This window comes from Pseudoalteromonas sp., from assembly GCF_041629635.1.
Classification (GTDB): Bacteria; Pseudomonadota; Gammaproteobacteria; order Enterobacterales; family Alteromonadaceae; genus Pseudoalteromonas.
In genome coordinates, this window is the sequence record NZ_JBFKMX010000264.1 from 1 (window position 1) to 2,254 (window position 2,254).

Annotated in this window: 3 protein-coding genes; all 3 read left to right on the top strand. The window is 38.4% G+C overall.

From position 1 onward, the window contains the following. Positions 1–111 precede the first annotated feature (111 nt). Positions 112–1,494, top strand: a complete 1,383-nt coding sequence (locus ABYD77_RS18950; protein ID WP_372771646.1) for an MATE family efflux transporter — start codon at positions 112–114, stop codon at positions 1,492–1,494. Positions 1,495–1,849: 355 nt separating this feature from the next. Then, positions 1,850–2,062, top strand: coding sequence for a hypothetical protein (locus ABYD77_RS18955; RefSeq protein ID WP_372771647.1), 213 nt, complete (start codon positions 1,850–1,852; stop codon positions 2,060–2,062). After that, the coding region (locus tag ABYD77_RS18960; RefSeq protein ID WP_372771648.1) for a hypothetical protein at positions 2,059–2,254 on the top strand (196 nt) is incomplete at its 3' end. The genes ABYD77_RS18955 and ABYD77_RS18960, both read left to right, overlap by 4 nt.

Genomic DNA, 2,254 nt, shown 5'->3' on the forward strand with positions numbered 1-2,254 from the left:
AATGCGGATAAAAAAGCATTTGCTGACGAGCTAGATAAAGCCCTTGCAAAAGCGCGTTAATAAACAGAACAAAAATAACCCGCCAAAATAAAAATGGAATTAAGCTAAGTTATGCAAGACCTAACAAAAGGGAACATATCGAAACACATTGTTGCTATGGCAGTGCCTATTGCTATCGGATTATTTATTCAAACGCTTTATTTTCTTGTTGATTTATATTTTGTAGGGCAACTTGGCAGTGAGGCTATTGCGGCGGTAAGTAGCGCTGGCAGTATATTCTTTTTTGTTATGGCACTAACGCAAGTGCTAAATATTGGCTGTGCTACATTGGTTTCTCATGCAGTTGGCAGAAAAGACCAAAATGAAGCCAATCATATTTGTAATCAAACATTAGCATTAGCTAGCTGGGCTACGCTTGTTTTCTCTGTGTTTGGTTATTTGTGTGCAGATTATTTCTTTCGATTTATGGCTGCTGATAATACAACACAGCTGCTCGCTAAAAGCTATTTTTACTGGTTTTTACCCTCTCTATTATTGCAATTTATCTTTACCGCTTTAAGTGCAGGGCTGCGGGGAAGTGGCGTGGTAAAACCGGTAATGATGCTGTCAATTATTGGGGTGGTAGCAAATATTATCTTATCGCCGATTTTAATAACGGGATGGGCATTTGGTATTGAACTAGGTGTTGTAGGAGCAGGCCTTGCCAGTAGTTTATCAATGGCATTGTCTTTTGTGCTTTTAATTCGATATTTCAATCAAAAAGAAGGTTATTTAAAGGTCAATTGGTTTTCGTTTACATTAAACGGCAAAACCGTACGTAAGATCTTAAATATTGGATTACCTTCTGGTGGTGAGTTTTTCTTAACTTTCCTTTATATGTCGATTATTTATTGGGCGCTTAGTCGAGTGTCAGCAGAAGCTCAAGCAGGCTTTGGTTTAGGTGCACGCATTATGCAATCGCTGTTTTTACCGGTAATGGCAATTGCCTTTGCAGCACCAGCAATTGCGGGACAAAACTTTGCTGCAGGTAAAGTCGAGCGGGTTTATCACACGTTTTATACCACAGCACTGCTAACATGTGGCTTAATGGCCTTATTAATGGGGTTGTGTTTATGGGTGCCTACGTTTTTTGTACAAGGATTTAGTGATTCTCAACAAGTTATTTTTGTCGCGGCAACGTTTTTAAGTTTTGTTGGTGTTAATTTTGTGCCTGCTGGCTATGTATTTGCAATTTCAGGGATGTTCCAAGCACTTGGCAACACTTGGCCAGCGCTACTTAGCACCCTTACGAGATTATCTCTGTTTGCAATCTCCGTTATTTATTTAGTGTATCAAGACGATTTTTATATTGAGCAAATTTGGTATTGCTCTATCGCGACGGTATTTGTGCAAGCTGGAGTAAGCCATTTATTACTGAAACGTGAGTTTAAAAAGAAACTGAAACACAGTGAAAATGAAAATTTATACTCGCAACAGTCATTGCAAAATGAATAGCATTTTAAGTACATTATTTGTGCTCATCTAAGGAAACCTAAGGTAGTCATACTGCTTACACTATACTTAGTAAGACGTAATACAGAGAATGGTGCATCATGTTTTATGGTGTAGATAAAATAAATGCATTTGCACTTCCCATGTAAGACTAGGCCGAACTGGATGATTTATGGTCGGTACAGTGGCAGCCACAGGCGTGGCTTAAATTGTAACTGCCCGCCGCATTAACGCGCGTTATATTATTGATCAATTTCAACGGCTTTCAGAGCTTGCTGTGCAAGTTATTTATTAAGGTATTACGATTGCCGTCATTGATTCGGAATCAAATAAAGTTGACGATTATTCAGATTTTGAAATGGCGCTTTTGCAAGTGATTGCCAATATTGCCGCCCCACGTATTGCCTCTTCGCAATATCGCCTGGAATTACAACAAACTCAATTACGTTTAGAGCGAAGCAATAAAGAGTTTCAAAAAAGTTTAGCGCAGTTAGCGCATAATCAAACAACGATGATTGAGTCGGAAAAAAATGCCAGCTCTTGGAGTACTTTCTGCAGGTATAGCCCATGAAATTAACACCGCTTGGCTTTGCAATTAGTAATATCAATATCATTAACCACCATTATTTGCCTGAGATCACAATGCGTTTGAATACTCTTAAAAAGGCCTCACCTTTAACTGAAGAATTAAAAAATGTGGTATTTGATGAAGAACTTAGCTTTATCTTGAATGATTTAGACCAGCTCACAACTGAAACTGTAA